The organism is Blautia parvula, assembly GCF_020215665.1.
Classification (GTDB): domain Bacteria; phylum Bacillota; class Clostridia; order Lachnospirales; family Lachnospiraceae; genus Blautia; species Blautia celeris.
Genome location: NZ_CP084061.1, coordinates 5,195,910 through 5,221,219 on the forward strand (window position 1 = coordinate 5,195,910; position 25,310 = coordinate 5,221,219).

At 48.3% G+C, this 25,310-nt stretch carries 20 protein-coding genes, 1 pseudogene and 1 riboswitch; of the genes and pseudogenes, 16 read left to right on the top strand and 5 right to left on the bottom strand.

The genetic code is table 11. The features are described from left to right. Window positions 1–147 precede the first annotated feature (147 nt). The 5 genes from LC508_RS23665 to LC508_RS23685 all read left to right on the top strand — a co-directional run bounded on the left by LC508_RS23665 (window position 148) and on the right by LC508_RS23685 (window position 5,722). Window positions 148–1,494 carry a TrkH family potassium uptake protein gene (locus LC508_RS23665; RefSeq protein WP_103732521.1) on the top strand — a complete coding sequence of 449 codons (1,347 nt, stop codon included), beginning with the start codon at window positions 148–150 and terminating at the stop codon, window positions 1,492–1,494. 20 nt (window positions 1,495–1,514) lie between these two features. Next, on the top strand, window positions 1,515–2,165 hold the full coding sequence (locus LC508_RS23670) for a potassium channel family protein (protein ID WP_054350752.1): 651 nt from the start codon (window positions 1,515–1,517) through the stop codon (window positions 2,163–2,165). A 92-nt stretch (window positions 2,166–2,257) separates the two neighbouring features. Beyond that, window positions 2,258–4,837, top strand: coding sequence for a sensor histidine kinase (locus tag LC508_RS23675; protein ID WP_103732522.1), 2,580 nt, complete (start codon window positions 2,258–2,260; stop codon window positions 4,835–4,837). Further along, window positions 4,830–5,531, top strand: a complete 702-nt coding sequence (locus LC508_RS23680; protein ID WP_103732523.1) for a response regulator — start codon at window positions 4,830–4,832, stop codon at window positions 5,529–5,531. The genes LC508_RS23675 and LC508_RS23680 overlap by 8 nt, the downstream gene beginning before the upstream one ends. A gap of 5 nt (window positions 5,532–5,536) precedes the next feature. Then, window positions 5,537–5,722 (top strand): hypothetical protein, encoded by a 186-nt coding sequence (locus tag LC508_RS23685; RefSeq protein ID WP_033144195.1) that lies wholly within the window; start codon window positions 5,537–5,539, stop codon window positions 5,720–5,722. A gap of 74 nt (window positions 5,723–5,796) precedes the next feature. Here the strand turns inward: LC508_RS23685 and dltD are convergent, their stop codons facing one another. The 4 genes from dltD to dltA are packed head-to-tail and all read right to left on the bottom strand — an operon-like array spanning window position 5,797 to window position 9,960. Beyond that, the gene (gene dltD, locus LC508_RS23690) at window positions 5,797–6,951 is read right to left on the bottom strand and encodes a D-alanyl-lipoteichoic acid biosynthesis protein DltD (RefSeq protein ID WP_103733247.1); all 1,155 of its coding nucleotides are present in this window, start codon (window positions 6,949–6,951) and stop codon (window positions 5,797–5,799) included. Between the two features lie 25 nt (window positions 6,952–6,976). Further along, window positions 6,977–7,207, bottom strand: a complete 231-nt coding sequence (gene dltC / locus LC508_RS23695) for a D-alanine--poly(phosphoribitol) ligase subunit DltC (RefSeq protein ID WP_103733248.1) — start codon at window positions 7,205–7,207, stop codon at window positions 6,977–6,979. Between the two features lie 39 nt (window positions 7,208–7,246). Next, entirely contained in the window at window positions 7,247–8,419 is a 1,173-nt protein-coding gene (dltB, locus tag LC508_RS23700; RefSeq protein WP_103733121.1) for a D-alanyl-lipoteichoic acid biosynthesis protein DltB, read from the bottom strand. Beyond that, a complete protein-coding gene (dltA, locus tag LC508_RS23705; RefSeq protein WP_103733120.1) occupies window positions 8,416–9,960 on the bottom strand; it encodes a D-alanine--poly(phosphoribitol) ligase subunit DltA in 1,545 nt (514 codons plus the stop codon). The genes dltB and dltA overlap by 4 nt, the downstream gene beginning before the upstream one ends. A gap of 370 nt (window positions 9,961–10,330) precedes the next feature. On the opposite strand from dltA, the gene LC508_RS23710 reads away from it, so the two are divergent. The 8 genes and pseudogenes from LC508_RS23710 to LC508_RS23745 all read left to right on the top strand — a co-directional run bounded on the left by LC508_RS23710 (window position 10,331) and on the right by LC508_RS23745 (window position 20,494). Beyond that, window positions 10,331–11,299: a carbohydrate kinase family protein gene (locus tag LC508_RS23710; RefSeq protein WP_033144233.1), complete on the top strand. Its 969-nt coding sequence runs from the start codon at window positions 10,331–10,333 to the stop codon at window positions 11,297–11,299. A gap of 92 nt (window positions 11,300–11,391) precedes the next feature. Then, window positions 11,392–11,478, top strand: a riboswitch (ZMP/ZTP riboswitch). 112 nt (window positions 11,479–11,590) lie between these two features. Continuing rightward, window positions 11,591–13,277: pseudogene (locus tag LC508_RS28660) on the top strand (formate--tetrahydrofolate ligase). Window positions 13,278–13,379: 102 nt separating this feature from the next. Continuing rightward, window positions 13,380–14,159 carry a formate/nitrite transporter family protein gene (locus LC508_RS23720; protein WP_033141881.1) on the top strand — a complete coding sequence of 260 codons (780 nt, stop codon included), beginning with the start codon at window positions 13,380–13,382 and terminating at the stop codon, window positions 14,157–14,159. A 130-nt stretch (window positions 14,160–14,289) separates the two neighbouring features. Continuing rightward, window positions 14,290–16,032 (top strand): S8 family peptidase, encoded by a 1,743-nt coding sequence (locus LC508_RS23725; protein WP_033141880.1) that lies wholly within the window; start codon window positions 14,290–14,292, stop codon window positions 16,030–16,032. A gap of 104 nt (window positions 16,033–16,136) precedes the next feature. Beyond that, the gene (locus LC508_RS23730) at window positions 16,137–17,870 is read left to right on the top strand and encodes an ABC transporter ATP-binding protein (protein WP_033141879.1); all 1,734 of its coding nucleotides are present in this window, start codon (window positions 16,137–16,139) and stop codon (window positions 17,868–17,870) included. A gap of 291 nt (window positions 17,871–18,161) precedes the next feature. After that, window positions 18,162–19,352 carry a pyridoxal phosphate-dependent aminotransferase gene (locus LC508_RS23735; RefSeq protein WP_103732396.1) on the top strand — a complete coding sequence of 397 codons (1,191 nt, stop codon included), beginning with the start codon at window positions 18,162–18,164 and terminating at the stop codon, window positions 19,350–19,352. 12 nt (window positions 19,353–19,364) lie between these two features. Further along, window positions 19,365–19,865: a COG2426 family protein gene (locus LC508_RS23740; RefSeq protein ID WP_033141877.1), complete on the top strand. Its 501-nt coding sequence runs from the start codon at window positions 19,365–19,367 to the stop codon at window positions 19,863–19,865. Between the two features lie 143 nt (window positions 19,866–20,008). Then, window positions 20,009–20,494: a DUF1700 domain-containing protein gene (locus tag LC508_RS23745; RefSeq protein WP_033141876.1), complete on the top strand. Its 486-nt coding sequence runs from the start codon at window positions 20,009–20,011 to the stop codon at window positions 20,492–20,494. Between the two features lie 80 nt (window positions 20,495–20,574). Here the strand turns inward: LC508_RS23745 and LC508_RS23750 are convergent, their stop codons facing one another. Then, window positions 20,575–21,804 (bottom strand): ROK family transcriptional regulator, encoded by a 1,230-nt coding sequence (locus LC508_RS23750; RefSeq protein ID WP_054353276.1) that lies wholly within the window; start codon window positions 21,802–21,804, stop codon window positions 20,575–20,577. Window positions 21,805–22,113: 309 nt separating this feature from the next. On the opposite strand from LC508_RS23750, the gene LC508_RS23755 reads away from it, so the two are divergent. The 3 genes from LC508_RS23755 to LC508_RS23765 are packed head-to-tail and all read left to right on the top strand — an operon-like array spanning window position 22,114 to window position 25,302. After that, window positions 22,114–23,505: an extracellular solute-binding protein gene (locus tag LC508_RS23755; protein ID WP_052099525.1), complete on the top strand. Its 1,392-nt coding sequence runs from the start codon at window positions 22,114–22,116 to the stop codon at window positions 23,503–23,505. A gap of 60 nt (window positions 23,506–23,565) precedes the next feature. Next, window positions 23,566–24,459, top strand: coding sequence for a carbohydrate ABC transporter permease (locus LC508_RS23760; RefSeq protein ID WP_033141874.1), 894 nt, complete (start codon window positions 23,566–23,568; stop codon window positions 24,457–24,459). 12 nt (window positions 24,460–24,471) lie between these two features. Further along, window positions 24,472–25,302 (top strand): carbohydrate ABC transporter permease, encoded by an 831-nt coding sequence (locus tag LC508_RS23765; RefSeq protein ID WP_118593865.1) that lies wholly within the window; start codon window positions 24,472–24,474, stop codon window positions 25,300–25,302. Window positions 25,303–25,310: the final 8 nt, after the last annotated feature.

The following is a 25,310-nucleotide window of genomic DNA, read 5'->3' on the forward strand; positions in this document are numbered from 1 at the left end:
AACAGGACAAGATAGCATAAAGAGTAAAATCTTTATGCTATCTTAATGCGTCCTTAACATAGCTTTATGCCGTTTTAATATAAAAGAATTTAGAATATGTAGTTACAGGATAACACAGAAAGAGAATAAAAAGGGTGGAAGACTCTTATGTCAGGAATAAAAAAACATCACTGGACCACAACGAAACTTATTGTATTCGGTTATCTGGCAGTGATTACCACAGGTACGCTCCTGCTGATGCTGCCTGTGTCCAACCGGCAGATGACAGCAGCTCCGTTTATGGATGCCTGGTTTACCGCCACATCAGCAACGTGTGTCACCGGACTGGTGCTGCATGACACCTATACATTCTGGTCTGAATTTGGCCAGGGTGTCATCTTATTATTAATACAGATAGGCGGCATTGGATTTATGACGATCGCCATTTCCGCGCTCGCTATCACCAAGAGAAAGATTGGTTTGTCGCAGAGGCTTCTGATGCAGGAATCCGTGGCTGCACCCCAGGTGGGCGGAATTGTGCGCATGGCAAAGTTTGTGTTCGGCGGAACGGTATTATTCGAGGGGATCGGAGCCATTTTGCTGAGCTTTTATTTTGTTCCGAGACTGGGTACGGGAAAAGGTATATATTTTTCCGTATTTCACTCCATTTCTGCCTTTTGTAATGCGGGAATAGATTTGATGGGCTATTTTGATCCGGGAACTTCCCTCATGACCGCTTCAGACAGCCCTCTGGTGAGTATCACCATTATGCTGCTGATCATAGTGGGCGGCCTGGGATTTCTAGTGTGGGCAGATGTCAGGAACCATAAATGGCATTATAAAAATTATAAGCTCCACACAAAGGTCGTGCTCATGGCAACAGCGATACTTATTTTCGGAGGGGCTGTCCTCATGTTTTTCTTTGAGCTGGGGAAACCTTCCATGGAGGGAAGAAGCTTTGGGGAACAGGTACTCTGCGCGTTCTTTCAGGCCGTAACGCCCAGAACAGCGGGGTTCAATACCGTGGATCTGACAACGCTATCGGGCTGCAGTAAAATCCTCATAGTGGGGCTTATGTTTATCGGCGGTTCTCCCGGTTCCACTGCGGGAGGTATTAAGACAACCACCATGTCCATCATGATCCTGAGTATATGGTCTGAATTCAGAAAACGGAAGGATATCGAGTGTTTCCGCAGAAGAATGGAGGAGAATGCCCTGCGCCACGCAAGCTGTGTAACCATGCTCTATGGGCTTCTGATCCTGGTGGGAACTGTGCTGATCGCCTCTGCAGATGGAACTGCGATCCAGGACGCTCTGTTTGAAGCGGCCTCCGCGATCGGAACCGTAGGACTGTCTCTGGGGATCACTGCGCAGCTTGGAACCGTTTCACATATTGTTCTGATACTGCTCATGTTTATCGGAAGGGTCGGAGGCATTACCATACTCATTGCTTTCGGCAACCGGATTGCCAACATACCATCAAAACTGCCTATGGAAAAGGTATCTGTAGGCTGATCAAGGAGGAAAAGTAGAAAATGAAATCGGTTCTTGTAGTGGGACTGGGCCGCTTTGGCCGCCATATGGCAGCGAAATTAATAGAGGAGGGCAATGAAGTCCTCGCAGTTGATATAAATGAGGAGCGTGTCAATGACGCGCTGGACCTGGTGACAAATGCGCAGATTGGAGATACCACCAATGAGCATTTCATTGCCTCTCTGGGAGTGGGGAATTTTGATCTCTGCGTTGTGGCCATCGGGGATAATTTTCAGAGCTCCCTGGAGACCACAGCGCTTCTCAAGGATTACGGGGCGCCTTTTGTCCTCTCAAGGGCAAACAGGGATGTGCACGCAAAGTTTCTTCTCAGAAACGGAGCGGACAAGATAGTCTATCCGGAACGGGAGATGGCAGAACGTCTGGCTGTCAAATTCGGCACAGATAATATTTTCGATTACATTGAATTAACCCCTGATTACTCCATTTATGAGATTCCGGTCCCGGCACCGTGGGTGGGCAAGTCCATTGTGGAAAAGGGAGTGCGGAATAAATATCATATCAGTATTCTGGCAGTCAAGGAACAGGAGGAAATCTATCCTCTTCCCCGCCCGGAGTATATCTTTCGGGGAAGTGAGACCCTGATCATCATGGGACATTACAAAGATGTAAGAGCGCTGGCAAAGGCGAGATAGCCGGCGCTCTTTGCCTTTCCCCGCATAATTTATTTGATTCCCGCGGGAAATAGGCTATAATAAACCAAACAGCGCAGAAAGGGGGAGCCGGGATGGAGACGGATAAAAGCGGCAGGCTGAAGATCTTTTTCAGCTATGCGGAAGGAACAGGAAAGATAGGACAGATGCTGCGGGATGCAGCGGAGAGAAAAAAAGAGGGCTGCGATGTAGTGGTCGGATGTGTTCCCCTGGAGCTGGATTTGGGGGAGAAAATGGAAAAGCTTGCCCCCGTTTTTCATAATTATCAGGGGAATCTGTCTCCGGAGTTTGATCTGGACAGTGCGATCAGAAGAAGGCCCGGGCTTTTGGTCATAGACAGGCTGGCCCACGGGAATGCTCCGGGTTCCAGGCACAGAAAGCGTTATCAGGACATAGAGGAGCTTCTTCGGGCCGGGATTGATGTGTATACGACCCTGAATGTACAGCAGATAGAGAGTCTTTCGGATGTGATTTCCTCCCTGACCGGCAGACCGGCAGGGGAGCGCGTTCCGGATAAAGTATTCGATCAGGCAGACCAGGTGGAATTTGTGGACGCGGAACCGGAAAAGGTACGGGAGTGCCTTGGAAATAATGTTGCGGATACAGGTGTCCTCACTGCCCTGCGGGAGATGGCCCTCAGAAGAATGGCGGACAGGATCAATAAGATCGCGGAAAAGGGGGAGGATGTACAGGAGACCTCCTATCCGGGAGAACATATCCTGACCGGAATCTCCGCATCTCCCTCCAACGGCAGGGTGATCAGGACCGCGGCACGTATGGCGGATGCGTTCCACGGGGCGTTTACCGCTCTGTATGTGCAGACGTCCCACGATAAAAATCTGCCGGATGCAGATAAAAGGATACTAAAAGAGAATATGGAACTGGCGGAAAAACTGGGAGCCAGGGTCATCACCATGTACGGGGATGATGTGGTCCAGCAGATCGCAGAGTATGCCAGAATGGCAGGTGTATCAAAAATTGTGCTGGGCCGTACCAAATGGATCGGAGGTCTCTCTTTTTCCAGAGTCAGCTTTGCCGACAAACTGACAGCACTAGGCTCCAATCCCGATATTTATATTATCCCATCTATGGAGCAGAATACCGGTACTGCGGGATTTCGCATAAGGCACAGCAGAACCGGCTTCACCTTCAAGGATACCCTGAAGACAGTGGGCGTGCTGCTGGCCTCCACGGGGATTGGCGGATGGATGTACAGCCATGGGATTTCAGAGGTCAATATTATCATGCTGTATATTCTGGGGGTAGTTCTCACCGCCATGTGGACAGAGAGCAAGGCATACAGTCTGGTGAGCTCCTTTATCAGTGTATTTACCTTTAATTTTTTCTTTACACTCCCCAGATATTCGTTTAAAGCCTACGGGCCGGAATATCCTGTTACCTTTATCATTATGTTCCTGGTGGCATTCCTCATTTCCACCCTGACGACCAGAGTGAAGGAGCAGGCGCACCAGGCAGCGGAAAAGGCATACCGCACGGAAATTCTGCTGGAGACCAGCCAGAAGCTGCAGAAGGCCAGGGATGTGTCCCAGATCATCCGGGAGATCATGGTGCAGATGGAGAAAATGCTGGGCCGGACGGTTATCTTCTATATGCCCGATGAGAAGGGAAATCTGGTTCCCAGAATGGAAAAACAGGATATGTCGGATGCCGGGCAGTATCTCAATGAGAAGGAACAGGAAGTGGTATCCTGGGTGTATCAGAATAATAAGCATGCGGGTGCCACAACAGATACGCTGCCCGATGCAAAATGTCTGTACCTGGCTGTGAGAGGCAGGAAGGAAGCTCTGGCAGTGGCAGGTATTGTTATGGGGGCTGAGGAACTCACAGCTTTTGAGAGAAGCCTGCTGCTTGCCATGTTGAATGAATGTGCCCTGGCACTTGAAAAGCAGAAGCTGGATGAGGAGAAAAAGGAAGTGGAGATGAACGCCAGACAGGAGCGGCTGCGGGCCAATCTGCTGCGGGCTATTTCCCATGACCTGCGCACTCCGCTGACCGGTATTTCCGGAAATGCCAGTGTGCTTTTAAACGGCAGCGCCCAGATGGAGGAGAGCCAGAGGCATAAGATTTACGGGGATATTTATGACGATGCCATCTGGCTCATCAACCTGGTGGAGAATCTGCTCTCTGTCACAAGGATTGAGAATGGGACCATGAACCTGAAGCGGCAGACAGAACTTCTGGACGATGTGATCAACGAGGCCATGCACCACCTGGACAGAAAGAGCGGAGAACACAAGATCACAGTGAAGCAGGAGGACGAATTCCTGATGGCCAGGATGGATACCAGGCTGATTGTGCAGGTGTTTATCAATATCATAGACAATGCCATCAAATATACACCGGCCGGGTCAGAGATTAAGGTTCACGTATTCCAGAAGGATGGATTTGTGTGGACGGAAATCGCGGACAACGGAAACGGGGTGGCGGATGCGGATAAAAATAAGCTGTTTCAGATGTTTTATACGGCAGAGAACCAGAAAGGGGACGGCAGGCGCGGGCTGGGACTTGGCCTTGCACTCTGTAAAGCCATTATAAATGCACATGGCGGAGAGATCGGGGTAAGGGACAACAGCCCCCGGGGAAGCGTTTTCTATTTCACATTGCCGGCAGAGGAGGTAGTGATACATGAATAAACCATTGATACTTATTGTGGAAGATGACAAGGCTGTCAGAAATCTGATGGGAACCACACTGGATATGCAGGAATACCGATACCATATGGCTAAAAACGGGGCACAGGCCCTGATGGAGGCGGTATCCCAGAGACCGGATGTGATCATACTGGACCTGGGGCTGCCGGATATGGACGGTGTGGATCTGATAAAAAAAGTGCGGTCCTGGTCAAATGTACCGATCATCGTGGTAAGTGCCAGGAGCGAGGACGCGGATAAGGTAAGCGCACTGGATGCGGGGGCAGATGATTATCTGACGAAACCTTTCAGTGTGGAGGAGCTGCTGGCAAGGCTGCGGGCAAGCCTTCGCAGGGCTATGTATCAGAGCAGCGGGGGCGTGGAGGACAACGCGGTCTTCGTGAACGGGGATTTGAAGATCGATTATGCATCCGGTTGTGTGTTTATCAGGGATGAGGAGGTCCATCTGACGCCGATTGAGTATAAGCTGCTGTGTCTTCTGGCTAAAAATGTGGGGAGGGTGCTGACGCATAACTTTATACTGAATGAGGTATGGGGGAATGTGATGCAGAGTGATGTGCCTTCGCTGCGGGTGTTTATGGCGACGCTGAGGAAGAAGATTGAGGAGGAGCCATCGGAGCCCAAGTATATACAGACGCATATTGGGATTGGGTATCGGATGATTAAAAGGGAGTAGTGAGCATGAAAAACACCGCGGCCGGCAGTCCGGAGAGAAGACTGCCGGCCGCGGTGTTTTTCATGGGATTCAGGTTGTGGGGGAAAGAGGCTAGGGATGGCGTTGGAGAAAAAAGAAAAAAGAAGCCGCCCCGCGGCTTCAAAATTGGGAATATAGGAAGGGTGGGGCGGTGGAGAGGTTGGCGGTCATGAAGTAGAGGTAGAGGAGCATGAGGAGGATGTAGAAGGAGAGCACCTGGAGGAGGAAACGGGCTTTGGGGTTGGTTTTAAGGTTTTTTATAAAAGTTGTAAAGGCTTTCATTGATCAGAACCCATCCTTTCCGTCCTATGTGGACTTGATCTTCAAAGAAGTATTTGGTGTATTCATCTGTTGAGAAATCGGCAAGTTCGGCGTTGTAGGCGGAGGCAAGACTGCGGATGTTGGAGTAGTAGGTTTCCCGGGCAGTACGGGGAAAACCGGTGTAGTCGTAGTAATAGCCGTTAACAGGGAGAATGACCAGAAGAGGTTCGATGTCCATGTCGCGGCATACATCCAGGAAGCAGCGGAGGTCGTCGTATTCGGGGGAGGAGCCGTAGCCGTGTATCGCTTTTTTGTTGAGGTCTTTCTTTTTGGCCAGGTGGGGTTTCAGCTTTTTGTAGTTTTTGTCGTCTATGTAGAATTGGTTCTCCTGGTGGCGGGAGCCGTCTTCCTCGGCCTTGGCCAGCCATTTGGTCCAGTTTATGGATATGTCAGTGGCCGGCGGCGCTTTCTTTTTTGCGGTGAGGTCAAAGAGAAGAGGGACGGTGATCTTTTCTTTCTCGTTCAGAAAGTGCTGCCAGGCGCCGGCTATGAGGGTGTCCTCTGTGGTTGCGGTTTTGGTGACCCATACGCGCTCATATGTGCTTAAACGGTCTTTGGTTTTGGGGTCATCTTTCAGAAGCGTATGGGTGCGGTCTATGATGTATTGTTTTGTTTTCGGTGAGAGGTTTTCGTTCTGCAGCATGCCCAGATAGTTGTTCTCAGAGAAGCGGGAGGCAAAGGCCTGGGGCAGGATGCCGGGTTTTCTGAACCACTGGGGGGATAGGAAAAGGACGGCCTTTTTCTGGCCCTCCCCTACGGCGCTTAAAGCAATGGCATGGCTCAGGGACTGGTAATAGCCGGCACCTATGAGCATGGGCTCAAAGTCACTGTCCGCGAACATAGAGGAAGGATGGTACGGGGTGTCCTGCCCGTGCATAAACTCGGAGGAGCCGAATACCAGAAGGCTGTCCGGGCCAAGATTTTGTTTTATGGTTTCACGGGAACGTGTCTTTGTCTCGTTGGCCCAGGTGGAAAATGTCCGGGAGTCCGGAATCTTCCTGTCACGGACAGACAGGTGGATGCCTGCCGCGGTGACAAGGAACAGCACAAAAGCCGTGAAAAATGCAGTCAGTCTCTTCATGTTTCTTACGCCTGCCTTTCTCTGGTCAGCATTTGGATTTTACAAGATTGAGGATTTTTTCCGGGGTATCCATTTCTTCCCTGGTGACCTCTGAGGGGGCTATGACGATGCTGCATTCCTCCTCAATGCCGGCCAGAAATTCGGCAAATCCCAGGGAATCCAGAAGACCGGACTGGAAAAGCTCGGTTTTTAAGTCTTCTTTCACAATATCATCCTCACAGATCTCTGCTAATAAATCTAAAATTTTTTCTTCCATTTTGTTTTCTCCTTTTTCTTTTAAAATTGATTGGGGATATCAGGCGGTTAAAAGCTCCAGGAATTTTCCGGAGAAGATAAAGAAGCCGAATATCACCAGGTTTATGGTAAGCAGCCAGGAGACTGCCTTGTATAGTTTCCGGTTTTTATATTTTTTGTAGAAGCCTGATTTTTTCTGGTAAACTTCTGTGGCCGACAGCAGAATGCCGTGGTAGAGTCCGTATAGTATGTAGGATGGCGTGACGCCGTGCCACAGTCCCATAACACCCATGTTGACAATAAATCCGGCACAGGCTCTGTTTAAACGGGTGGAGAACCATTTCTTCTTAGAGCATTTCATAATGAAACGGGTAAAGAGGAAATCGCGGAACCAGTGGGACAGGGTAATGTGCCAGCGATCCCAGAACTCTTTTATATCCAGGCTCCGAAATGGAGCGCGGAAGTTGTCCGGCAGCCTGACACCCAGAATATAGGCGGTTCCCACTGCCATGAGGGAATAGCCTGCAAAATCAAAGAACAGGTAGAAGCCGTACAGCCAGGCGTAGCCTGCGGCGAAATACCAGGGGGCGTCCCGGCGTCCCATGGACTGCTCACATATAGTGAGAAGGGTGTAGAGCTGGGTGCCCAGCGCCAGCTTGTAGACCAGGCCCAGCAGTAGTTTAAAGATACCTTCTGCCAGCATATCCAGATATTCTGCCCTTGGCAGGATGCGCATCCAGTCATCGTGAAACCGGCGGCTTCTGTCAATGGGACCGGAGCTGATGGAGGGAAAGAAAAGAAGGAATCCTGAAAATTCCAGGAGTGGGACCTCCAAAATGATTCCGTCGTAAATCTCTATGACCATCTGGATGCTGCGGAAACTCATATAGGAAATGCCGGTGAATCCGAATATGTTCATATGGAACAGCGGCGATAGTTTACATAATATAAGGGGCAGCAGCATGGCTGCCAGGAACAGGTAGTATTGTTTTTGATTCCTGCCGTTTTTGGCGCGGACAGCAGCGTAGCCGCGCACCACCAGATAGGACCATCCGTAAAAGAGAAGCAGATAGAGGAACTGTCCGGGGCTGTGGCCGAAGACCAGTACTATGAAGACCAGGGATACGGCCAGGGTATAATGCCCCATCTTTTTTTCCATGATGCCCAGAATGACGGCAGGAATCAGGAATAAAAAGAGGCAGATAAAGAAGGAAAGCCCTTCATAAAAACTCAAAGAACTGCGCTCCCGAGGGCCTTTCTGTCAACCTTGCCATTTCCGGTCATGGGAAGCCTGTCCATGAAGATGAGTTTTTTCGGTATCATGTATTCCGGAAGGAAGGTGCGCAGACTCTCTTTCAGCATTTCCGCGTAAGTACGCTCCGGCGCCGTCATGCCGGGGCAGACCAGATAGGCACTGATGCTTTTGACACGCCCGTCTTTTATGTTGGGGAGTACGGCAGCTTTTTCTATCTGGGGGAGACGGAGAAGATTGTTTTCAATATCCTCCAGCTCGATTCTGTATCCGTGCAGCTTGATCTGCAGGTCTATGCGTCCGCAGTAATATAGCATGCCGTCTTTCAGATATCCTTTGTCCCCTGTGCGGTATCCCTGTGCGGGGATTCCCTCTTCTGTGTATGTAAAAAAGTGCTTTTCTGTCTGCAGTGTGTTCTGATAATAGCCGGGGCTTACGGTATTGCCCAGTATGATAATCTCCCCTTTTTCTCCCTCAGGAAGTACGCGCCCGTCGGGACCGCAGATCTGCAGTGTGGTGCCGGGTTTTGGCCTGCCTACAGGCAGAGGGGAAGTGCCGGCAGCCAGCTCTGGCGTTATTTCCACCTGGGTGACTGCCACGGTGGACTCTGTGGGACCGTAGGTGTTCATGACTTTTGCAGAGGGGAAACGCTCCAGAAGCCTGCGGGCTGTCCGGTTGGTAAGGGTTTCCCCGCAGAACAGAAACAGGCCAAGGTTTGGCAGAGCGGTCTGTGCAAAAGCCGGGTCTGACAGGCATACATCGGCAAAGGATGGTGTGGAAACCATAATTGCGGCATCCGATCGTTTCAGGGATTCCAGCAGTTTCTGGTAATCCTTCTGCACATCCTTTGTCAGACACCAGAGAGTTCCGCCCACCGCAAGGCATGTATACAGATCCATTACGGACAGATCAAAGGAAAAGGGGGCCTGATTCAGGAATACCTTTCCCTTTTTGGCATTGGTGGAGGTTCCCAGGGTGATGGACCAGTCCAGGAAATTGCTGAGATTCCTTTCCGTGATCGTGACGCCCTTTGGGGTTCCTGTGCTTCCGGAAGTAAATATGATATAAAAGATATCATCCCCGGAAACCGGTTCGGGTACGGTATCGCCCATGCTGTTATCCATGCGGGACAAATCTGTATGTACGATGACATCAATATCCTGCAGGGAAAGGATTCGTTTATCCCTGCAGTCCGCATGGAGAGGAGAGAGGGAGAGAAGAATCGGGGAATCCAGGGCATCCAGGATCATTTCCACCCGGGAGTCCGGCACTGAGGTGTCAATGGGGCAGTAAGCCCTGCCTGATTTGACACAGGCCAGAAATGCCGCAGGCATCAGGGGATGTTTGTGGCCGTATACAGCTATGGGGGCATAGTTCTGTCCGCATTGCTGCTCAATATGACGGGCCAGACGCTCAGAATATAACTCCAGCTCTTTGTAAGTAACAGACTGTCCGTCGCAGCAGATGGCTGTTCTTTCCGGGCAGATGGAGGCATATTCCCATATTTGGTTCAATATATTCATAAAATTCACCTCAATTTCGACGTTTTTCTTACCTTCTTAATTACACCATAGAATTTAAAAGAATTAGCAGGCTCAATTTTAAAGAAATTCTAAAGAAAACCTTTCGATTCATTAAGAATAATTCGTAACTATTCAGCCAGCTGAATCGTTACGGGTATTCGCCTATTAAAAATCGCTTCGCGATGGGGCGAATACCTGCCGCCACTACTCTTTTGCACGGTCAGCGCAGTAAATGCGCAGACCTGACTGAACAGTTACAATAATTCTACATACAATGTATTTTTTATGAATAATTGTGCCGCGGTACTTGCGTAAAGCAGGCAAAACGAATATAATTCACAGTAGAATAAAACGGACAAGGAGAACATATATGAACAAGAATTTTGACGTTATCGCGCTTGGTGAGCTTTTGATCGACTTTACGGAAAACGGAGTGAGCGGACAGGGCAACCCCATTTTTGAGGCAAATCCCGGCGGAGCGCCGTGTAATGTGCTGGCTATGCTCAATAATCTTGGAAAAAAGACATCTTTTCTGGGAGTTGTGGGCAAAGACCAGTTCGGTACATCCCTGAGAAATACGCTGAACAGCCTGGGAATCGATACCAGTCATTTGTATGAGGATCAGGAAGTCCACACAACACTGGCGTTTGTCCATACTTTTGAGGATGGGGACAGGGACTTTGCGTTTTACAGAAATCCCGGTGCGGACATGATGCTGAGCGTTGACCAGATAGACGAAGAATACATAAAATCAGCCAGAGCCTTTCATTTCGGCACCCTGTCCATGACCCATGAGGGTGTGCGCCGGGCGACTGCAAAGGCTATTGATATTGCTAGAGAAGCGGGACTTCTCATCTCTTTTGACCCGAACCTGCGCCCTCCGCTGTGGAGCAGCATGGAGCTTGCAAAAGAACAGATCGCATACGGTCTTTCAAAATGTGACCTCCTGAAGATTTCCGAGGAAGAGCTGGAATTCATGACCGGGACGAAAGATGTGAAGGAAGGCGCCCATATGCTGCTGTCCCGGTATCCGAATCTGAAGCTGATGAACGTGACCATGGGAAAAGAGGGAAGCACAGCGTTCCATGAGGGCAGGGAAGTATTCCACGCACCGTTCCTGCAGGAGAATACTATTGAGACAACAGGAGCAGGCGATACCTTCGGTGCATGCGCACTGAATTATGTGCTGGAGCACGGAATTGAGGGGCTTACAGAGGACCAGCTCTATGAAATGCTGGAATTCTCCAACGGAGCTTCCTCTCTTATCACTACAAAGAAAGGGGCACTCCGTGTTATGCCCAAAAAAGAAGAAGTATTAACGTTTATCGCCGGAAAATAGAGTAAAATTGTCGAAATGTTGTTGTGAATTTTTAATATAATACAGCATTGACAGTAATCGGAAATTGTGATAAATTATAGACATAACAAAATAATAGTTTTGATTTCTGACGGATTACAATGTGGAGCACCACAGTGAAATCAAAATGTAAGTGAGAGCCGACCGTCTGGGCAACGTTTGTAATTGTGTAATTGACAAATGTTGCCCTTTTTTTTCAAAAGCATTCATATGCAGACAGCGGCGGAATCATGCAGAAAACAAGACTATTGCCATGAAAAGGAGGGTATTAACATGGGATTCAAAACAGACATCGAAATCGCACAGGAGTGCACAATGGAGCCAATTACCAAGATTGCAGAAAAAGCAGGTATTGATGATAAATATCTGGAGCAGTACGGTAAGTACAAAGCTAAAATTGACTACAATCTGTTAAAAGAATCTGATAAACCGAACGGAAAACTGGTTCTGGTTACAGCTATCAACCCGACACCTGCCGGAGAAGGAAAGACAACCACAACCGTAGGTCTGGCTGATGGCCTTCAGAAATTAGGTAAAAATGTAATGGTAGCGCTCCGTGAGCCATCCCTGGGACCGGTATTCGGTGTAAAGGGCGGTGCTGCAGGCGGCGGTTATGCACAGGTAGTTCCAATGGAAGATATCAACCTGCATTTTACAGGTGACTTCCACGCAATCGGTGCGGCAAACAATCTGCTGGCAGCAATGCTGGATAATCATATTTATCAGGGCAACGACCTGAACATTGACCCAAGAAAGATTACCTGGAGAAGATGTGTTGACATGAATGACCGCCAGCTTCGTTTCGTAGTTGATGGTCTGGGCGGAAAGACAAACGGCTGTCCGAGAGAAGACGGCATACGATATCACAGTTGCTTCCGAGATCATGGCTGTTCTGTGTCTGGCAAAAGACATTACAGACCTGAAGGAAAGACTGGGAAGAATCATCGTTGGTTATACATATGGTAAGGTTTCCGAGCAGAAACCTGTTACAGCTCATGACTTACATGCAGAAGGTGCTATGTGCGCACTGCTGAAAGACGCTCTGAAACCGAACCTGGTTCAGACTCTGGAGCATGTACCAGCAATCGTTCACGGCGGACCATTCGCTAATATCGCTCACGGATGTAACTCTGTGATCGCTACCAAGATGGCACTGAAATTAGGCGATTATGCTATCACAGAAGCAGGATTCGGTGCTGACTTAGGCGCAGAGAAATTCCTGGATATCAAATGCCGTATGGCTGGCCTGACACCGAGCGCAGTTGTTATCGTAGCTACTGTACGTGCCCTGAAATACAACGGCGGCGTGCCGAAAGCAGAACTGAACAACGAGAACCTGGAAGCACTGGAAAAAGGTCTCCCGAACTTACTGAAACATGTAAGCAATATCACAAACGTTTACAAACTGCCGTGTGTTGTTGCGATCAACGCATTCCCCACAGATACCAAGGCAGAGCTTGACCTGGTAGAAGCAAAATGTAAAGAACTGGGCGTTAATGTTGCACTTTCCGAAGTTTGGGCAAAAGGCGGCGAAGGCGGCGTTGCACTGGCTAAAGAAGTGGTACGTCTTGTGGAAGAACCGAATGACTTTACTTTCTCCTATGAACTGGAAGGAAGCATTGAGGACAAGTTAAACCAGATCGTTCAGAAGATCTACGGCGGCAAGAAAGCTGTTCTGACTGCAAATGCGCAGAAACAGGCTGCTCAGTTAGAAGCTCTTGGATATGGAAACTGCCCGATCTGTGTGGCTAAGACACAGTACAGCCTGACAGATGACCAGACAAAACTGGGCGCACCGAAAGACTTTGAAGTAACAGTTCGTAACCTGAAGATTTCCGCAGGTGCCGGCTTCATTGTTGCTCTTACCGGAGAGATCATGACCATGCCCGGTCTGCCGAAAGTTCCGGCTGCAGAGAGAATCGATGTTGACGAGACAGGAAAGATTTCCGGTCTGTTCTAAGCAAAATTCATATTGAAAACTAAATATAGGACAATTCAGGTACGGTTAAGCCGTACCTGAATTTTGTATACATAATTTAGCTAAAGAAGCGGGGGAAAATGTATGTATTTTGATGAATTCAATGCAGTCTGCAACGCGGCAAAAGGAAAGATAAACTTCATGGAGAACAATACCTTCGGATATATGGTATCTTCCATCACCGCAGGGCTTTTCATTGCCTTTGGAAGTTTTGTGACATTTACGCTGGGAACACCTCTGAATGCAGCAGGGTCACCAATGCTGAAAGCAGTGCAGGCTTTTGCATTTGCCGCAGCTTTGAGCCTTGTTATCATGGCGGGTGCCGAGCTGTTTACAGGCAACAATATGGTTCTCGGAAGTGCATCTTTCAATGGATGTATTCCCTGGGGCAAGACGGTCAAAGCATGGATATTGTGTTATGTGGGGAATATTCTCGGCTCTTTGCTGGGTGTAGCAGGATTCCAGCTCACCGGAGTGCCGAAAGGTGATATAGGTGCTTATTTCGCACAGGTAGCAGCTGCAAAGATGTCACTGACACCGGTACAGCTTCTGGTAAGGGGTATTTTCTGTAATATCCTGGTTTGTCTGGCTGTATGGTGTGCATTAAAGATGAAATCTGAATCAGGAAAGCTGATCATGGTATTCTGGTGTATCTTCGTATTTATGATCTGCGGATTTGAGCACAGCGTTGCCAATATGAGTATTCTGGCAGTTGGGCTTTTGAACGCAGGTGATGCGGCAGTCAGCATAGGAGGTTATTTCTACAACCTGTTATTCGTGACGATCGGAAATATGATAGGCGGTGTGTTCTTTGTGGCAGGCCCGTATCATGTTATGACCAAGACGAAATCACTTCAGGGTTAAATGTGATTCGGTCAGCGTAAGCCTGTTTGACCAAATATATGACAGCAGCCGAAATCTGTTTTATAAAAGACAGATTTCGGCTGCTTTTTTTGCATATAATGGAGAGATACAGCAAAAATCAGGAGTTGCCATGCAGGATCAGAAGCTGGAAAATCTTCTGAATCTGGCTCTGGATGCCACACCCCGGGAGAGGGAGAGATCTCTTGTGCTGGATGTGGGATTTGAGCCGGAGGAGCGGAGATGGGATTTGATCGTAAAATATTCAGGAAGTCTGCAGGGGGCACTGAATCCGGAGATTCGGGCAGTGGAACTGCTGGGTGGTTTTGCCATTCTCTCCGTGCCGGAAAGCCAGATTCAGGGTCTTACGGATTATCCTCAGATAGAGTTCATAGAAATGCCCAAAAGATTGTTTTTCGCAGTGGAGCAGGGGCGCGCTGCTTCCTGCATCAATCCGGTGCAGAGCGGATTTTCACCTCTCGGACAGCCGCTTTTCGGTGCAGGCGTGCTTGTGGGCTGTGTGGATTCAGGGGTGGATTATGCACACCCGGATTTCCGCAATGAGGACGGAAGCAGCCGTATTCTGAGGCTGTGGGATCAGACTGTGCCCGGCAGCCCGCCCCAGGGCTATGTCATCGGAACCGAGTATACCAAGGAGCAGATCGATGAAGCGCTTCGCAGACCCGCGTCATCGGAGCGGTATTCTGTAGTCCCAAGCCGTGATCTGAGCGGACACGGCACCGGTGTTCTCGGTATCGCGGCCGGCAGCGGAAGGGCTTCCGGAGGACTTCACAGGGGTGTGGCTTCAGAGAGTCAGATCATTGTTGTGAAGCTGGGAACACCGCAGGAAGAGGGATTTCCCAGGACGACAGAGCTGATGCAGGGGGTTGACTACTGTATCCGTCAGTCCATTGCCATGGGGATGCCCCTTGCTCTGAATTTAAGCTTCGGAAATAATTACGGTTCCCACAGCGGTGAATCACTTATTGAGGCGTATCTGGACAATGTATCCAGTCTGGGACGGACCGTGATCTGCGTGGGAACGGGAAATGAGGGGAATAAGGCTGTGCACACCTCAGGAATCCTGGCACAGGGAGAGAGTCAGGTGGTTCCGCTTCAGATCGGCGGTTATGAGACGGGAATGAATCTGCAGATATGGAAGCAGTATGTGGACCGGATGGATATCTCCCTGCAGCATCCAAACGGACAGGTGGCAGGCCCGTTTCAGGAGATATTGGGGCCTCAGCGGTTTAATCTGGGGACTACGCAGATTCTCATCTACTACGGAAAACCAAGTCCTTTCAGCCTGTCGCAGGAGATTTTCATCGATTTTATCCCCCAGAACACCTATGTGGACAGCGGCGTGTGGAAAGTCAATCTGATTCCGGGAAGAATTGTGGATGGAAGGTACAATCTGTGGATGCCCGGGGGTGCTGCTCTGAACGAGGGGACACGTTTTCTGTTTCCTGTGCCGGAGATCACCCTTACCATTCCCTCCACGGCAGGGCGGGTAATCTCTGTGGGGGCCTATAATTCCAGATATCAGGCCTACGCGGATTTTTCCGGACGGGGGTTTACCAGAGTTACCAATATGGTAAAGCCGGACATAGCGGCTCCGGGCGTGGATATTACAACTGCTTCTCCAAACGGCGGATATACATCCAGAACGGGAACTTCCTTTGCCACGCCTTTTGTTACAGGCTCGGCAGCCCTTTTGATGGAGTGGGGAATCGTGAGAGGGAATGATCCCTTTCTCTATGGGGAGAAAGTAAAGGCGTATTTCCGCAGGGGTGCGCGTCATCTGCTGGGAGGGCCTTATCCAAATAACCAGACCGGGTATGGGGCGCTGTGCGTGCGGGACAGTTTTCCCATATAAAAGTTTGTTAAACAGGACATTGCCAAAAGCAGTGTCCTGTTTTATACTGGGATTATGATGCTAACCCACAACGACAAGAAGAAGAAAAGGAGAGACAAAAAGAGATGGGAAAAACACTGAAAAGACTGGTCAGCTATTATAAGCCCTATAAGGGTTTGTTTTTTTCTGACTTGTTTTTTGCTATTTTAGGAGCGGGGATCACCCTTGTGATACCGCTGATCGTACGCTATATTACCAGCACGGTGGTGAATCAGCCTGTGCAGGAAGCCACCGATCTGATCGTAAAGCTGGGAATCTTCATGGTGGCGCTGGTGCTGGTTGAGGCGTTCTGTAATTTTTATATTGCCTATTACGGGCATATCATGGGAGCAAGGATTGAGCGGGACATGAGGAATGAGATTTTCGGACATTACCAGAAGCTGTCTTTTGCCTTCTATGACAACCAGAAGGTGGGGCATCTGTTGTCCAGAATCACCTCTGACCTGTTTGATATCAGTGAACTGCTTCACCACGGGCCGGAGGATCTGGTGATCTCTATCATTAAATTTATCGGTGCGTTTATCATTCTCATGTTTATCAATACAAAGCTTGCTCTGTCAGCGTTTCTGTTTGTGCCGTTTCTTCTGGTCTATGCGTTTATTTACAACAGGAAAATGAAGTCAGCATTCAGAGAGAACAGAGCCAGGATCGCAGATATCAATACACAGATCGAGGACAGCCTTTCCGGAATCCGTGTGGTGAAATCCTTTGCCAACGAAAAGGAAGAAATGAAAAAATTCCAGAGGGGCAATGAGCGCTTTGTGGATTCCAAGAAGCGCAGCTATAAGTACATGGGTACTTACAATTCCGGTATGGGCGCATTTACAACCCTGATCACTATAACAGTGCTGCTGGTCGGTGCATTTTTTATGACCAGGGGGAAAATGCCTGTGGAGGATCTGGTGACAGTGCTTCTCTACATCAATAACTTTACAGACCCGGTGAAAAAGCTAATCACCTTTACAGAACAGTTCCAGAACGGATACAGCGGATATTCCCGGTTTCTGGAGATCATGGCGATCGCGCCGGATATCAAGGATGTGCCGGACGCGGTGGAGCTTGGAGATGTGAAGGGAGAAATTGCTTTTCGCGATGTTTCCTTCCGCTATGAGGAGAGCCAGGAGGAAGTGTTAAGCCATGTGGACCTGACCGTGAAGGCCGGGGAATATGTGGCCCTTGTGGGAAGCTCAGGTGCGGGTAAGACAACCCTGTGCAGCCTCATTCCCCGATTCTATGATGTGAGCAGCGGAAGCGTATGCCTGGACGGCACGGATGTGAGAAAGATCAAGCTGCAGAGTCTCAGGAACCATATAGGCATTGTACAGCAGGACGTGTATCTGTTTGCCGGGACAGTGATGGAGAACATCCGGTATGGAAAGCCGGACGCCACGGACGAAGAAGTGCTTCGCGCTGCCAAAGCAGCCAATGCCCATGAATTTATTATGGGACTGGAGGATGGCTATGACACGGATATTGGACAGAGGGGCGTAAAACTCTCAGGGGGTCAGAAACAGAGGCTGTCTATTGCCAGGGTGTTCCTGAAGAACCCGCCCATATTGATCTTCGATGAGGCCACATCCGCCCTTGACAATGAAAGCGAGAAGATCGTGCAGCAGTCCCTGGAGAGCCTGGCAAAGGACAGGACTACATTTGTCATTGCCCACAGACTGTCCACCATCCGCAAAGCCCAGAGAATCCTTGTACTGACAGATGACGGAATCGCAGAGGAGGGGACTCATGAGGAGCTGATGCAGAGGGATGGTCTCTACAGCAGCCTTTATAAACTGTCCTTTGTATAGAAAAAGAAATATTTTTTTGGTTTAATGTGTTAAAACGTTGATTTTGTCTGGTGGAAAATGGTATAATCTTAAGTATCCGAAATTGAGTATGACTGTGAAGCGCAGTCTGAAATATGTTCAGGAGAGCTGACTGTCCGGCCGGGACTGCGCATTTACTGCGCCGGCCGGACATAAGAGCAGCGGCATCAGGTATCACCCTGTTACAGAGCGGTCTTAAAGAGTGGATGCCGGTAACGCTTCGCCGGCTGAATAGCTGCCGGGAAAGATTACATAGAAAGGAAGAGTAGTAATATGATAGCAGATAAAATGGTGAATTTGGTAAAAAACAGTTCAGCTATACGTGCCATGTTTGAGGAAGGCAAGATTATGGCTGCAAAGTACGGAGCAGAGAATGTATATGATTTCAGTCTTGGAAATCCCAATGTTCCGGCACCGGCTGAGGTGAAGAAGGCAGTTTTTGAGGAATTGGAGAAGGAAGACCCGGTTGTACTGCACGGTTATATGAACAACAGCGGATATGAGGACGTAAGGGCAGCAATCGCGGATTCCATTAACAGAAAATTCCAGACTTCCTTTGGTGAGAAGAATATTATTATGACCGTTGGCGCAGCGGGAGGATTGAATGTGATCCTGAAAACGCTGCTGAATCCGGGAGATGAAGTGATTGTCATTGCCCCGTATTTCGGCGAGTACAACAGCTATGTGTCCAATTATGACGGGAAAATTGTGGTAGTAAGCCCGAATACAGAGACTTTCCAGCCGAATCTGGAAGAGCTGGAGCAGAAGATCACTGCCAGGACTAAAGCTGTGATCATCAACTCTCCCAACAACCCTACAGGTGTTGTCTATTCTGAGGATACCATCAAGAAGATGGCAGATATCCTCCGCAGCAGGGAAAAAGAGCTGGGTACAGACATCTACCTTATTTCAGATGAGCCTTACAGAGAGCTGGTTTACGATGGAATTGAGGTCCCCTATTTGACAAAATACTATGAAAATGCTATCATTGGTTATTCCTACAGCAAATCCCTGTCCCTTCCGGGTGAGCGTATCGGTTATCTGGTGATTCCGGACGAAGTGAGTGATGCTGAGGATGTCATTGCAGCAGCGAACGTGGCCACCCGTATTCTGGGCTATGTCAATGCCCCGTCCCTGATGCAGAAAGTTGTCGCAAAATGTCTGGATGCCAAAGTAGACGTACCGTTTTACAACCGCAACCGTGAGGCTTTATATAACGGACTGAAAGAACTGGGATTTGAGTGCATTAAGCCGGAAGGCGCGTTCTATCTGTTTGTAAAATCTCCGGTGGAGGACGAGAAAGTCTTCTGTGCGGCAGCAAAGAAATATCATATCCTGATCGTTCCGGGATCTTCCTTTGCCTGCCCGGGTTATGTGCGGATTGCCTACTGCGTATCCTACGAAACAATCATGAATTCTATGCCTGGCTTTAAAGCCCTTGCTGAGGAGTTTCAGGTGAAGTAACAGGAGGTTTTAATGGAATCCGTAGTACATTGGTTTGCTGAAAATATGCCGTCCTTTCTGACACCGGAGGCAGCGGTTTTCCTGATTTCCATGGTTCCCATTCTGGAACTGAGGGGCGGACTTTTACTGGCAACCGTATTGAAGATTCCCATGCTTCAGGCTGTCATTGCCTGCGTCATCGGGAATATCATCCCTATCCCGTTTATTCTGCTCTTTATCAGGCAGATATTTAAATGGCTGAAGAAGACAAAACTGTTCCGCCCTCTGATCGAGAAGCTGGAAAACAGAGCTATGGGAAAGAGTGACAAGATTAAAAAATATGAGTTCTGGGGACTTGTTCTCTTTGTGGGAATCCCGCTGCCGGGTACCGGCGCGTGGACAGGGGCTTTGATCGCGTCCCTTCTTGAAGTGGATCTGAAAAAATCCGTTCCTGCCATTCTGCTGGGACTCTGTATGGCCACGATCATCATGTGCTTTTTGGGATATGGAGCGCTTGGTTCCGTATTAAGTTAAAAGGAAGAATGCCCTGCCGGATGCTGTACATGCAGCGAAGGCAGGGTGTTTTTATTTTTTTAAGAAAAATTTTAATGAATTATCATTACTTTTTGGGAAAGATATGATAAGATGGCGATATAACAGGAAAGGATTTTAAGGCCATGAGCAAACGAGAATTTTTAGAGGTACTGCGGGAAACACTCTCAGAGGAGCTTTCTCAAAATGTTGTGAACGGACATATACAATATTACGACCAGTATATCAGTGACGAGATAAGAAAAGGTGCATCTGAGACAGAGGTGACAGGGCGTCTGGGAGATCCACGTCTGATTGCCCGCACGATTCTGGAAACTTCCGGTGCATCCGGCTCTTCCAGCCAGGACGGATATGGCAGCCAGTCTTCTTACAGTCAATCTTCCTATAGCCAGTCATCCTACAGCCAGGATGGTACAGGAAGTACAGGCGGCGGATTTCAACATGTGCAGGAAAAAATGCATAATAATCCCACGGTCCGTCTGGTTCTGGGAATCCTGATCGTGATGGGCGTGATTGCTCTCATTATCAGTATTGTCAGCGCACTTCTGCCGGTGGTACTGCCTATTGCTGCGGTTTTGATCCTGCTTTCTTTTCTGCGCAGGAAGATGTAGAAGAAAAGTGAAGATGGAAAGGCTCTGTATATTATGGAATAAGTGTTGATTATTTCATAATATACAGAGCCTTTTATGCGTTACAAAGTTTCCAGCTCCAGAAGTGTGAGGTGGCCGCTGAATATCTTGTCTGCAGCAAGGGCGACAGAGCCGATGAGAGGTGCATTTCCGCCGAAAGTGGAGTGGAGGATGGACAGCGGGTTGAATTTTGCCGTAAGGGTTATTTTGGACAGTTTGTGATACAAGAGGTCCTCAATTATGGTATTGGTGCCATCAGAATCGTATCCCACGATTATGGTGGAGAGATTCAGAAGATTCAGGGTATTGGTCAGCGAATAGGCGATATAAGAGCAGAATTCTTCCAAAACAGTGATCGCCAGCGGGTCGTGCTGATTACCTGCTGAAATAATATCCAGCCAGCTTGGCGTCTTGGGCGTGGATAAGGGGGAATTGGAGTAAAAAGGGGCAAGCTCCTTTATCCTTTGCTGCAGGTTGTCCAGATTCGCATACAGATCAAGGCATCCCCGGTTGCCGCAGGCGCAGAGAGGACCGTCAAAATTGATGGATGTATGTCCGATCTCACCGCTCTGCCCGGAATCCCCATCATATAAGGCATGGTTCAGAATAAATCCGGCTCCGATTCCATTCATAATATGAAGATAAGCAAAATTGGATATGGAGGTGCCGGAGCCAAATAATTTTTCCGAAAACGCGCCTGCCGTTGCGTCATTGACCAGAAATACAGGCAGTCCTGTATTTTTACTGATGATAGAGACAATGGGCAGATTTTCGATACCGTAGAAATAGGGCGGATTTAAAATAATCCCCCGTGAGGAATCCAGCGGTCCGAGGGAGGCTATTCCAATTGCTGTGATACGCCGTTCTGTGCTCCCAGCACATTCGTTATAAGCCTTGAGGAGGATCTGCAGCAGATCCTCTGAACTGTCAAGGGTGTTATAGGGGGAATCCACCTGCTTAAATATCCTGCCCCCCAAATCAGAGAGAACGACCTGGCATAGTTTTCTTTTGATCAGCATACCGCAGATACAGGGAGAATTTTGGGCAAGTGTCAGCAAAATAGGTCTGCGCCCATAATTGGCGGAAGTGTTGTTGGAGGCATTTGTAGTTTCTTCCGCAAGGCCGGAACTGAGAAGCTCCGTTACTATGTTGCCCACCGTCATTTTTGACAGCCCGGTGCTCCGGGCAATATCAACTCTTGAAATTCCACTGCCTGTTGCAATATGTTTTAGAACAAGCATTCTGTTTTTTGATTTCACATCCTGAATGTTGGAACCAGTTTTTTCCTGCATAAAATACCGCCTTTATATAATAAAATCGTGATTGTGCATCCTTAATACAAAGTAACATTATTCGTTTAAATTCATTATAGTATAGATGTCAATAAAAGGCAATAGTACGGATGGTTTACTTTATGGTTGCGCAAAGCGGAGCCGTAAGTGAAAAATGCACAAAAAAATTAGAATAAAAATGTGAAAAAGGTCGAATTGCACACTATATAGTAAAATGAATTGACTTTATAGTAAATTAATGTTACTATATACTCATCAAAAAGAAAGAACCAGTAAACTGGTTTTCAGTACAAAGGAGGAGGTATTTTTATGTTTAAGAAGAAAATTGCAGGACTGCTGGCAGCTATGATGTGTGTATCACTGATCGGATGCGGAGGCGGAGGTGACAAACCGGCAGACGAGACAAAAAAGGCGGAAACAGAAGAAACCGGCAGTACTTCCGCTGACTCTGACGTGATCAAAATGGCTGTGGGGGCAGACCGTGTTGATTTCTACAGAGGGCTGGCAGATGAATTTGAGAAACAGAATCCGGGAAAGAAAGTGGAGATCATTGAGATCGTCAATGGCTCTGATATGTACACTAAGATCACCATGATGATGCAGTCGAAAGAGACATCCCCGGACCTGATCACAGAGGACGGCTTCATGATCATGTCTGACGCCGAGGCGGGCTATCTGGAACCGCTGGATGAATTCATGAAGAACTGGGAGGATGCAGGCCAGTTTGAGCAGGCTATTCTGGACGGTGCCAAGGGAGCGGACGGAGTGCAGTACGGTGTTCCGTTCTCTACAGATACACAGTGTCTCTGGTATGATAAGAAACTGATGGAAGAAGCAGGCGTTTCTGTTCCTTTCCAGCCCAAGAACTGGGATGAGATCATTGAGGCCGGCAAGAAGCTGAAAGAAGTGGGAGGTGACGGATTCATTCCATTCTTCCTGTATGCGTCCAAGACCTCACCTGAGGAGACTTCCATGAGGACATTCCAGGAACTTTACTCAGGAACCGGCGGAACTCTCTATGATTTTGATACAAAGAAATGGGTTGTTGATAAAGAGAATTTACTGAAGGTCTACAATTTTGTAAACGACGTTTACAATGTGGAAAAAATCGGTGCGCCACTCAGCATCGTGTCACAGCAGAAAGTAGAAGACCTTTTTGTAAGTGATTATATGAAGAATGGCAAACTGGGTATGATCTTCACAGGAAGCTGGGTACCAGGCAACTGGGGCGAAGGCAGAACCTATGAATGGCCGGAAGGTCTGGATACCTGGGCAGTTGCGAAGATACCTACATATGATGGCAGCGGAGATGGTTTCAGCACCATGTCAGGCGGCTGGACCTGGGCAATTCCAAAGAATGCCAACAATAAAGCCGGCGGCGAAGAGCTTCTGAAATTTATTGCAGGAAAAGACTGTCAGCTTAAATATGCCATGTTCTCAGGAGACCTGGCAGTGCGTAAAGACGTAATGGAGGATGAGACTTACTTATCACAGAAGATGTCTGTAGTAAAAGAGGCCGGTGAAATGCTGCCCTACGCACATTTCAGACCTTCTGTAGAGGGATATTCCACCCTTACAACTATGTTCACAGAGGTAGTGGAGAGTATTGCTATGGGCAGCGCAAGTCCGGATGATGCGGCAGCTACCTTTGAGTCAGAGATGAAACGAATTGTGGGCGAGGAAAATGTGACTGTGAAATAAGGGATCTGCATTCAGCTTGGAGCATTGCTCCAAGCTGAATCTTTAAAGGAGAGACTGAGGATGGTTGGAACAAGAAATCAACAAAAACGAAAGATATGGAAAACGGCACTTTTTTTCTCCCCATCAATTTTACTGCTGGGCGTTTTCTTCATTGGCCCCATGATCATGACTGTCTTTTTTTCTTTTACAGACATTTCACTGACGGGGAGTTCTGCACAGGCAATGAAATTCGTAGGTTTCAGGAATTTTATTGAGATTTTCAAAGACCCTAAACTGCTTACCGTATTAAAGAATACAATGGTATTTCTGGTGTTTTCAGGTATTATCGGGCAGCAATGCCTGGGATTTCTGCTTGCGTCCCTCATGAGGGGGAAAAACAGGCTGGTTCGTAAATTTGTCGGCTTTACAGTAGTGGCAGGCTGGATCACTCCGGAGGTGATCGCAGCGTTTATGTTCAGCTCCTTTTTTGCCGATGCCGGTACATTGAATAAAATCATAGGCATTTTCGGGGCATCACCGGTTTCATGGCTTTTTACATTTCCGATGGCCTGTGTTGTCATAGCAAATATATGGAAGGGATCCGCATATTCCATGATGATGTTCCAGGCTTCCCTGGACAATATATCAGATGATATTGTGGAGGCTGCCAGGATAGACGGCGCAGGCGGACTCCAGATACTGCTCAGGATCACACTGCCCATGATAAAGAGCACCATGGCAACTACGTTTGTGATCGTTACACTGTCCACCTTGGGCGCTTTCGGCCTTGTGTTCGCCATGACAGGAGGCGGGCCGGCTATTATGACTACAACACTTTCTATTTTCATGTATCAGAAGGCCTTCATTGCATATCAGATAGGATACGGAATGGCAATTGCCCTCTTTATTCTGGCGATCGGTATTCTGCTGAGCCTTGTATATATCAGGCTGATACGTGCAAATGACGGCAATTAGGAGGGGATCATCATGAAGAAAAAAAAGAAAAACCTACAGAAAGTCATTCCCTATATGGTATTGCTCATCATTGCGGGAGCATTTTTACTTCCTCTTCTGTGGCTGGTGTTTGCGGCTTTTAATCCGGAAGCCAGCCAGGCCTTCGCAGTGCCAAAGTATATGAGTGTTGAGAATTTCAGGGTTATTCTCACAGATGCCAAAAACCAGAGAGGATTCCTGAACAGCCTATTCATCTCCGTGGTACAGACAGGCATAGTGCTGGTATGTTCCCTGCTGGCAGCGTATCCTCTGTCAAGATATGAGCTGAAGACGGGGCAGAAGATCACTATGGGAATGCTGTTTCTGACTTCTATTCCCATAACGGCGGTTATGGTGCCGGTCTATCAGATGTTTATCATGATGAAGCTGGTGGACTCTATAGGCGGAACCATTATTTTTCTTTCAGCTTCCGGTCTTCCTTACGGAATCTGGATGATGAAAAACTTTCTGGATGGAGTATCCGTGGATCTGGAGGAGGCGGCGTGGATAGACGGTGCGTCTGCCGTCAAGAGTGTGGTTCATGTGGTGCTTCCGCTGATGCTCCCCGGATTATTTACAGTTGCCATGTTCACCTTTGTGGGAAGCTGGGGAAACTTTTTTGTACCGCTCATTTTACTGCAGTCCACAGAGAAGATACCGGCTGCCGTAAATATTTACCGCTTCTTTGGGGAGCGCGGACAGGTCATCTACGGACAACTGGCGGCTTATTCCATTGTCTATATGCTTCCTGTGTTTGTTTTATATTTCTTCTCACAAAACTATATGTCAAAAGGATTTGCAATGACCGGAGCGTCAAAGGGCTGATTGCAAAT

Bases quoted from the DNA above. Each gene is read 5' to 3' on its own strand.
- dltD (WP_103733247.1), bottom strand. From the start codon at position 6,951: ATGAAGAGACTGACTGCATTTTTCACGGCTTTTGTGCTGTTCCTTGTC.
- LC508_RS23665 (WP_103732521.1), top strand. From the start codon at position 148: ATGTCAGGAATAAAAAAACATCACTGGACCACAACGAAACTTATTGTA.
- LC508_RS23680 (WP_103732523.1), top strand. From the start codon at position 4,830: ATGAATAAACCATTGATACTTATTGTGGAAGATGACAAGGCTGTCAGA.
- LC508_RS23740 (WP_033141877.1), top strand. From the start codon at position 19,365: ATGGAATCCGTAGTACATTGGTTTGCTGAAAATATGCCGTCCTTTCTG.
- LC508_RS23730 (WP_033141879.1), top strand. From the start codon at position 16,137: ATGGGAAAAACACTGAAAAGACTGGTCAGCTATTATAAGCCCTATAAG.
- LC508_RS23685 (WP_033144195.1), top strand. From the start codon at position 5,537: ATGAAAAACACCGCGGCCGGCAGTCCGGAGAGAAGACTGCCGGCCGCG.
- LC508_RS23710 (WP_033144233.1), top strand. From the start codon at position 10,331: ATGAACAAGAATTTTGACGTTATCGCGCTTGGTGAGCTTTTGATCGAC.
- LC508_RS23725 (WP_033141880.1), top strand. From the start codon at position 14,290: ATGCAGGATCAGAAGCTGGAAAATCTTCTGAATCTGGCTCTGGATGCC.
- dltA (WP_103733120.1), bottom strand. From the start codon at position 9,960: ATGAATATATTGAACCAAATATGGGAATATGCCTCCATCTGCCCGGAA.
- LC508_RS23670 (WP_054350752.1), top strand. From the start codon at position 1,515: ATGAAATCGGTTCTTGTAGTGGGACTGGGCCGCTTTGGCCGCCATATG.
- LC508_RS23745 (WP_033141876.1), top strand. From the start codon at position 20,009: ATGAGCAAACGAGAATTTTTAGAGGTACTGCGGGAAACACTCTCAGAG.
- LC508_RS23735 (WP_103732396.1), top strand. From the start codon at position 18,162: ATGATAGCAGATAAAATGGTGAATTTGGTAAAAAACAGTTCAGCTATA.
- LC508_RS23755 (WP_052099525.1), top strand. From the start codon at position 22,114: ATGTTTAAGAAGAAAATTGCAGGACTGCTGGCAGCTATGATGTGTGTA.
- LC508_RS23720 (WP_033141881.1), top strand. From the start codon at position 13,380: ATGTATTTTGATGAATTCAATGCAGTCTGCAACGCGGCAAAAGGAAAG.
- LC508_RS23750 (WP_054353276.1), bottom strand. From the start codon at position 21,804: ATGCAGGAAAAAACTGGTTCCAACATTCAGGATGTGAAATCAAAAAAC.
- LC508_RS23675 (WP_103732522.1), top strand. From the start codon at position 2,258: ATGGAGACGGATAAAAGCGGCAGGCTGAAGATCTTTTTCAGCTATGCG.
- LC508_RS23760 (WP_033141874.1), top strand. From the start codon at position 23,566: ATGGTTGGAACAAGAAATCAACAAAAACGAAAGATATGGAAAACGGCA.
- dltC (WP_103733248.1), bottom strand. From the start codon at position 7,207: ATGGAAGAAAAAATTTTAGATTTATTAGCAGAGATCTGTGAGGATGAT.
- LC508_RS23765 (WP_118593865.1), top strand. From the start codon at position 24,472: ATGAAGAAAAAAAAGAAAAACCTACAGAAAGTCATTCCCTATATGGTA.